Source organism: Dorea sp. BIOML-A1 (assembly GCF_009875615.1).
Taxonomy (GTDB): Bacteria; Bacillota; Clostridia; order Lachnospirales; family Lachnospiraceae; genus Dorea_A; species Dorea_A amylophila.
In genome coordinates this window covers 45,745-54,128 of record NZ_WWSA01000021.1, presented here as the reverse complement: position 1 = coordinate 54,128, position 8,384 = coordinate 45,745, and the positions used below count along the sequence as shown (strand labels likewise).

7 protein-coding genes and 1 pseudogene are annotated in these 8,384 nt (G+C 41.4%); 7 read left to right on the top strand and 1 reads right to left on the bottom strand.

What is annotated here, in order from left to right; genetic code table 11:
• Window positions 1–213 precede the first annotated feature (213 nt).
• Window positions 214–627 (top strand): annotated as a pseudogene (locus GT508_RS09420) (alpha-amylase family glycosyl hydrolase); the annotation flags it as partial.
• Here GT508_RS09420 and GT508_RS09415 read toward each other — a convergent pair.
• A complete protein-coding gene (locus GT508_RS09415) occupies window positions 616–2,259 on the bottom strand; it encodes a SulP family inorganic anion transporter (RefSeq protein ID WP_161144113.1) in 1,644 nt (547 codons plus the stop codon). The pseudogene GT508_RS09420 and the gene GT508_RS09415 overlap by 12 nt on opposite strands.
• 577 nt (window positions 2,260–2,836) lie before the next feature.
• Between GT508_RS09415 and mgtE the strand changes: the two genes are divergently transcribed.
• From mgtE to GT508_RS09385, 6 genes are all read left to right on the top strand, one after another.
• Window positions 2,837–4,225 carry a magnesium transporter gene (gene mgtE / locus GT508_RS09410; protein ID WP_118309110.1) on the top strand — a complete coding sequence of 463 codons (1,389 nt, stop codon included), beginning with the start codon at window positions 2,837–2,839 and terminating at the stop codon, window positions 4,223–4,225.
• 214 nt (window positions 4,226–4,439) lie between these two features.
• Window positions 4,440–4,964 (top strand): C-GCAxxG-C-C family protein, encoded by a 525-nt coding sequence (locus tag GT508_RS09405; RefSeq protein ID WP_006426142.1) that lies wholly within the window; start codon window positions 4,440–4,442, stop codon window positions 4,962–4,964.
• Window positions 4,965–5,002: 38 nt separating this feature from the next.
• Window positions 5,003–5,923, top strand: coding sequence for a TDT family transporter (locus GT508_RS09400; protein WP_117598455.1), 921 nt, complete (start codon window positions 5,003–5,005; stop codon window positions 5,921–5,923).
• 213 nt (window positions 5,924–6,136) lie between these two features.
• Entirely contained in the window at window positions 6,137–7,066 is a 930-nt protein-coding gene (locus GT508_RS09395; protein WP_161144112.1) for a GTP-binding protein, read from the top strand.
• A gap of 119 nt (window positions 7,067–7,185) precedes the next feature.
• The gene (locus GT508_RS09390; RefSeq protein WP_055214853.1) at window positions 7,186–7,566 is read left to right on the top strand and encodes a VOC family protein; all 381 of its coding nucleotides are present in this window, start codon (window positions 7,186–7,188) and stop codon (window positions 7,564–7,566) included.
• Between the two features lie 189 nt (window positions 7,567–7,755).
• Window positions 7,756–8,325, top strand: a complete 570-nt coding sequence (locus GT508_RS09385; protein ID WP_055214851.1) for a glycerol-3-phosphate responsive antiterminator — start codon at window positions 7,756–7,758, stop codon at window positions 8,323–8,325.
• Window positions 8,326–8,384 lie beyond the last annotated feature (59 nt).

Sequence of the window (8,384 nt, the reverse complement as noted above, 5' to 3'; positions counted from 1 at the left end):
CTCTAATTGTTTCTAACGGCATTCCACATTCACAATAATCCTTATCTATTGTTTCCTTCAAGTCGTGACTGGCAGCGAATGTTAATAAATAAAATGCCCGGAAGTGTAACCCGGTGGAAACCACTACGGTTACGCATTTGCCTTTTCAAGCTTTATTCCGGTTCGGGTATCCACAGCCTTCCTGAATTAAATCCCAATTAAAATGCGGGATTTACAGATGGAACACCGTGGATACAGACAGAAGATAATTATCAGCAGATTAATGCGGAAGCAAAAGAAAAAGACGATGATTCTATTTTAAATTTCTATAAGAAATTGATTGCTCTCAGGAAAGAAATGCCGGTAATTTCAGAAGGAAAGATTCAGTTCCTGGAAGAGGATAAAGAGGAAGTGATGGCTTATACAAGAACAACGGATAATCAGAAATTAGCAGTCTTCTGTAATTTAAAAGAAGAGGAAAGTGAAGTTGAATGGGAAGAAGAAAAAGCTGAAAAACTGATAGGAAATTATCCGGATGAGGATAATCTGGACGTTCAGAATGGAAAATTGAAGCTGCGGGCGAAACAAAAAGGCAGAGAGTGCTCTGCCTTTTTGTATACCTGTAGATTCTATCTACTACTGAATTAACTCTTCCGCATGTTTAAGCGCGGCTGATATATTTGGACAGAAATTCTCACGTCCAACCAAATCTACGAATCCGGATTTTTTCATAACATTCAGAGGCTGTTTATTTACATGCGAGAATACCAGCGTAATTCCTTTATTTTCACATACCTTTGTAAGATTGAATAATACGTTCATAGCAGTACTGTCAATTGCAGGAACGCTTCGCATACGAAGAACCAGACAGCGTGTAAAGTCTTTGACAACAATGTGTTCGATTGCATCTGCAGCGCCGAAGAATAATGGTCCGGTGATTTCGTAGACACGGATCTGCAATGGCAGTTCCTTCAGTTGTTCATCAACATCCGGGGTGTCATCATCTACATAGACCCAGCTGTCTACATGAGTTTCTTCGCTCATACGTTTGATGAAGAGGAGACATGCAAGTACCATACCGATCTCAATCGCAACCACCAGATCAAACAGGATGGTCAGAAGGAATGTGGTGAACAATACAATGATGTCGCTCTTCGGAGCGGTGCGCACCAGATGGGTGAATGTACGCCACTGGCACATATTATAGGCAACGATGAACAGGATCGCTGCAATAGTCGGCATCGGGATCATTCCGGCAAATGGCATCAGGACAACAAGTACGATGACCAGTGTGACGGAGTGGACTATTCCGGCAACGGGTGTACGTCCGCCGTTTTTGATATTGGCAGCAGTTCTTGCAATTGCACCTGTGGCAGGGATTCCTCCAAATAAAGCAGAAGCAATATTACCTGCACCCTGTGCAACCAGTTCCATGTCGGAACGGTGTTTCCCGTTGATCATTCCGTCTGCAACAACGCAGGAAAGAAGTGATTCGATGGCAGCAAGTACTGCAATGGTAAATGCATTTGGAATCGCATTCTGGACAATCTGTACATTAACCTCCGGCAGATGGAATGAAGGAAGGGAATTGCTGATCGTGTAAAGATTCCCAATCGTGGAGACCTTAAGCGGCAGGAATTGTACCATCAGGCTTCCGACAATAACGGCGATCAGCGATCCCGGAATTCTCTTTAAGAGCATCGGTGAGATGATCAGGATCGCGAGACTTACGATTCCGACGATTAAGGCATCTGTGTTTATCGTAGAGATATTTTCTGCAAATGCTTTGAATTTTTCGGTCGTTTCGATTGGTTTTACGCCGTCGGGATAAGTTATGCCGAAGAAATCTTTCAATTGCCCGATCACGATCGTAACTGCAATTCCTGAAGTGAAGCCCGTTGTGATCGTATATGGAATGAATTTGATCAGACTTCCAAAATGGCAGAATCCCATCAGGATCAGAAAGATACCTGCAAGGATGGTTGAAATCACAAGTCCGTCTAACCCGTCTTTTGCAACGATACCTGCAACGATAGTTGCAAATGCAGCAGTAGGTCCGGCAATCTGGACACTGCTTCCGCCAAGTGCAGAGATGACAAATCCTGCAACAATCGCAGTGAAGATTCCGGCTTCTGGTCCGACACCAGATGCAAGTGCAAGTGCTATGGACAGCGGAAGTGCAATGATTGCGACAATGATTCCTGCGGTCACATCTTTTACAAACTGGGAACGGTCGTAAGATTTCAGTGAAGTCAGTAACATTGGTTTTAATGAGTTCATGTGTTGATTTTACCCTCTCTCTCTTTTTTATTCCTCTAATTTATAAAAACAACAATTCAGTATAACATAGGAAGCAATTTGCAAAAACCGGGAACGGAGATGTTTATATTTATGTACAATTCCGGAAAAATAAAATCTCCGGAAACATTATGTTGGATTAAGGAAAAGTATCGGGGAAAAGCTTGAAATTCATATTCTGAGCGTTTATAATATGTTGCGGGCAGTTATATGCCGCACAAAATAGTTAGAAAATAAATAATAAAATTCAAAGAAAAAGGCAGGTGAACAGAATGGACGGTTGCGATAGTCATGGGCGAAGTAGCAGCATAGGATGGGAACAAAAAAGTTTATTAAGCAACAGTCGGTTCTGTTGGATGTAAGTGTCGCTGCGATATACATTATAGATTTCTTTTATTTCTTATCCTATTTCCCAATGAGTATGACAAGTGAATAGTAGCAGTCGTTGATGGAGGATATGATCGTTACATATCCTGCAGTGTATTTGTGGTGAAGAAAACCGGGCAATCTGTGCCATGGTTATATTTCACGTGAGGAAAAAAGGGTAGGAGGTAAAGGTATGGAAAATAAAGATTACACAGTTGAAATACTGGAAATCATCAGAAGCAATACATCACCGGGGATTATGAGAAGCAGACTGGAAGATTATCATGCGAATGACCTTGCTGAAGTATTTCCGCAGCTGAAGATCACCGAAAGAAGAAAAATCTGTAGAATTCTGGATCTGGACATGCTTTCAGACATCTTTGAGCATATTGATGAACAGGCAGCAGCCGAATATCTGGATGAGATGGATATCAAGAAAGCAGCAGCAATCCTGTCTGCGATGGAGACAGATGCTGTAGTAGATGTTCTGCAGATGATGCCAAAGGAGAAGAAGAATCTTCTGATAGAATTAATGGATGACGATGCCAGAAAGGATATGGCAATCATCGCTTCCTTTGATGAGGAGGAGATCGGAAGCAGAATGACAACAAACTGCATCATGATCCGTGAGAATCTGACGGTGAAGCAGGCAATGAGCAGTCTGGTAGACCAGGCGGCAAAGAATGATAACATTTCTACGTTATTTATGGTAACGGAAGATAATACATTTTACGGAGCAATGGATCTGAAAGATCTGATCATTGCGAGAAGAGAATCCCTGCTGGAGGATCTGATCGCAACATCATATCCATATGTATATGGTAATGAGCTGATCGATGACTGTATTGAGAGACTGAAAGATTATTCCGAGGATTCGATTCCGGTACTGGATAATGACAACAAGCTCCTAGGAGTCATCACATCCCAGAGCATGGTAGACCTGGTCGATGATGAGATGGGTGAAGACTATGCGAAGTTCGCCGGTCTGACCGCAGAGGAAGATCTGAAGGAGCCGTTAAAGGAGAGTATCAAGAAGAGACTTCCATGGCTGCTGGTATTATTAGGTCTTGGAATGATCGTTTCATCTGTAGTCGGTCTATTTGAAGAAGTGGTAAGCCAGCTTACGATTATCATGTGCTTCCAGTCACTGATCCTGGATATGGCAGGTAACGTAGGTACCCAGTCACTGGCTGTAACAATCCGCGTACTGATGGATGAATCGCTGACCGGAAAGCAGAAGGCAGAGCTGGTATTTAAGGAAATGAAGATTGCATTCTCGAACGGTTCGATCCTGGGAATTCTGTCGTTTGCACTGATCGGACTTTACATTGCATTATTCAAAGGAAAGACGTTTGTATTCGCATATGCGGTATCCGGATGTATCGGAGTCTCACTGCTGCTGGCAATGGTAATCTCGGGAGCGGTCGGAACACTGATTCCACTGTTCTTCAAGAAGATCCATGTAGACCCGGCGGTAGCATCCGGACCACTTATCACAACGGTCAACGACCTTGTAGCGGTTATATCATATTATGGACTGAGCTGGATCTTCCTGATCAATATGATGCATCTGGTCGGATAAATATGGAATAAATATGGAAGAAGTCATATATCAGATTATAATGGCATGAATCTGATATATGACTTTTTGTATATGTATTTATGGATATAGAGAGACATGATAAGTAATGTGATATATATAAAATATCATTTTAACAAATAAGTTATATCTATATATAATAAAAACAGAAGTTTTTTGAAAATATTCAATAAAAGGAAAACAGGAGGAATTACTTATGAACATCGGAGTAACAGAAATCAGCCCAAGAGCGGTGCAGAGAGCAGCAGAGAAGAATTTTAAAAGCGGGTATTACTGTTGTGAGGCATTGATGTGCACCATCCGTGATGAATTTAAACTGGATGTACCAAAAGAAGTCATCGCAATGTCATCCGGTATGGCTGTCGGAGCAGGCAAATCGGGATGTGTCTGTGGCGCATTCAACGGAGGTCTGCTTGCACTTGGAATGTTCTTCGGAAGAACAGAGCAGGACGGGCCAACCAATCCAAAGAGCGTAAAATGTATGGAACTGGTTCACGAACTGCATGACTGGTTCAAGAAAGCTAATGGGAAGAATGCAATCTGCTGCAGAGTTCTGACAAAAGAATTCAACATGGGACAGGGTGAGCACAAAGAACAATGTATCTTTTTCACAGGACTGTGTGCATGGAAAGTAGCACAGATTGTCTGTCGTGAACTGGGAATCAAGAATCTGGACGAAATTGATGAACCGGCAGAACGTCGTGCAATTGCAGATATCTAGAATACATAGATACAGACTAGAAAGGAAGACAAGATATTATGAAAGATGTAATCAAAAAAGTACCGGTTCCAATCTGCGGAGTCATGCTTGGAGCGGCAGCTTTAGGTAACCTGCTTCAGAGCTATTCCGAAGGAATTCGTTATGTGTGTGGAGTGTTCGCAGCATTTCTGCTGATCCTGGCACTTCTGAAGCTAATTATGTTTCCGGGAGCTGTGAAGGAAGATATGAAGAATCCGATCATGGCAAGCGTATTAGGAACATTTCCGATGGCACTTATGATCTTAAGTACCTATGTAAAACCATTCATCGGACAGGCGGCTTATTATATCTGGCTGTTTGCGATCGCATTACATATCGTGCTGATCATTTATTTTACGGTGAAATTTGTATTCAAATTGCAGATGCCAAAGGTATTCGCAAGTTATTATATCGTATATGTTGGAATTGTCGTTGCATCAGTCACGGCACCTGCTTATGAGAAACTTGCAATCGGAAGTGCAGCATTCTGGTTTGGATTTGTGACACTGATCCTGTTACTGATCCTGGTTACATACCGCTATGTGACGGTGAAAGAAGTACCGGATCCAGCAAAACCACTGATCTGTATCTATGCGGCACCGACAAGCCTCTGTATCGCAGGATATGTACAGTCTGTCATGCCGAAATCTTACGGATTTCTGATGGGAATGTTTGTAGTTGCAACGGTGATCTATATCTTTGCACTTGTAAAAGCAATCGGCTATTTGAAGATGCCATTCTTTCCAAGCTATGCGGCATTCACCTTCCCATTTGTCATCAGTGCGATCGCTTCAAAACAGACGATGGCATGTGCAATGAATATGGGACATCCGATGCCGTTCCTGAAATATGTGGTATTGATCGAGACGATTATTGCGGTTGTTCTGGTTGTGTATACTTATATCCGATTTATGGGATTTATCTTTGGTGGAAAGAAATAAATAAAATAATAAAAAATAATAAAGAGTGGCTGCTTGTTGTAGGGCAGCCGCTTTTTGTGTTCTTGCATAGCCTTGAAAAAAAGGTTATACTTTATGATATGTTTTTTTGTTTGACATGACAGTTAATAATAAGATGTATATGGAAGCATCGCTAAACCGGAATTATGGAATTGCAATTTGCAGGAAAGAAAATATTCGAGGTAGCAGGGTGAAATGGTAAAGATAGATTTGATCACAGGATTCTTAGGATCCGGAAAGACAACATTTATAAAAAAATATGCAAAATATCTGATCGACAGTGGGGCAAATATCGGAATACTGGAAAATGATTACGGTGCAGTCAACGTAGATATGATGCTGTTAAAAGATCTGGAAGGCGAGAACTGTGAACTGGAGATGATTGCCGGAGGATGTGATGCGGACTGTCACAAAAGACGTTTCCGCACAAAACTGATCGCAATGGGAATGTGCGGCTATGACCGTGTGATCGTAGAGCCGTCGGGTATCTATGATGTGGATGAATTTTTCGATGTATTACGGGATGATCCGATCGACAGATGGTATGAGATTGGGAATGTGATCACGGTCGTTGACGCAAAACTGGAGGAGAAACTGTCGGATGAAGCAGACTATCTGCTGGCATCCGAGGCTGCGAATGCAGGATGCATCGTACTCAGTAGAAGCCAGGAAGCGTCGGAGAAAGAGATTGAAAATACAGTCTCACACCTGAATGCTGCAATGGAGAAAGTACAGTGCAAAAGAAGATTTAAGGATGAGATTGTGGTAAAAGACTGGACGGCATTTGATGAGGCAGATTATGAGACATTTTTATCCTGTGGATATGTACCGGAGAATTACCGGAAGATGCATATCGAAGAGGGAGAGGCATTTAAATCCCTGTATTTTATGAATCTGGATAAGACGACAGACGAGATCATAGAAGCAGCAAAGAACATTCTGGAGGATAAAGAATGTGGACGAGTATTCCGTGTCAAAGGATTCTTGAAAGATGAAGCTGGCGAGTGGCTGGAATTAAATGCCACACATCAGGAGATGAGAATTTGTCCAATTCCGGAAGGACAGGAAGTTGTGATCGTGATCGGAGAAGAACTGAATGAGGAGAGGATACAGCAGTATTTTTGATCTCCGACAGATTTCCATTGGGTGAGATCAATGAAGTATTCAAAATCCGTGGCAAAAATGGTAAAATGATGATATTCCCAAACGAATAAAATATGACAATCAAAAGGAGGAAGAACAACATGAAAAATTACGCAACAGGAATCCAGCACATCGGAATTCCAACAAAGGACATGGAAGCAACAAAAGCATTTTTTGCAAAACTTGGTTTTGAACCGGCATTTGAGACGGTGAATGAGGGTGCAAAAGTAGCATTCTTAAAATTAGAAAACCTGGTGATCGAGACATATGAATCAGATGAGGCAACGATGAAAGCCGGAGCCATTGATCATGTCGCAATTGATGTAAAAGATATCGAAGAGACATACAAAGAAGTCTGTGCAATGGATCTGAATACGACAAATGACGAGATTCATTTCCTGCCATTCTGGGACAATGGAGTAAAATTTTTTACGATTAAAGGACCTAATGAAGAGAAGGTAGAGTTTAGTCAGTTTCTGTAAATGTCATTGAGAAAAATTGTGCACTGTGATATAGTAAACGCAGTTGAACAAAAGAGTTGAGATAGGAGAGCGGATACAAGTAATCAAACGATTGCTTTTAGTCGCGCTCCTTTTTTTGAAAAATAATACAAAATGTAATAGAATAAATTGAAAATATAAAAGTTTGACAAAAGGATGAGAGATGGAAAAATGGATCAGATATTTTATGATGCAGTCGGGAGTAATCCGATCATTGCGGCTGTGAAAAGTATGGAAGATATAGAAAAATGTTGTGCAATAGAAGAGATACAGGTGATTTTTATATTATTTGGAGATGTCTGTTCGATAGACAGGATTGTAAAACGGGTGAAAGATGCCGGAAAGGTTGCGATGGTACATGTAGATCTGATCAGCGGACTCAGCCCGAAAGAAATTTCGGTAGAATATCTGCAAGAACATACAGAAGCAGATGGAATCATATCAACAAAGCCGTCACTGATCAAGAAAGCGAAAGAACTTGGAATGTATACGGTTCTCAGATATTTTCTGCTGGACTCCATGGCATTTGAAAATATCAGACAGCAACAACATATGGTGAGACCGGATTTTATAGAAGTACTTCCGGGTGTGATGCCAAGAGTGATCAAACGGATCTGTGGTTCAGTGAAGACACCGATCATAGCAGGAGGATTGATCACAGATAAAGAAGATGTGATGGCTGCATTATCAGCCGGAGCAATTGCAGTGTCATCAACCAATCATCAAGTATGGAAGATGTAATAACTGTATAAGAGAAAACAGAGTATTTAATTGCTTGAGGGAGCAATTTAAATAGAACG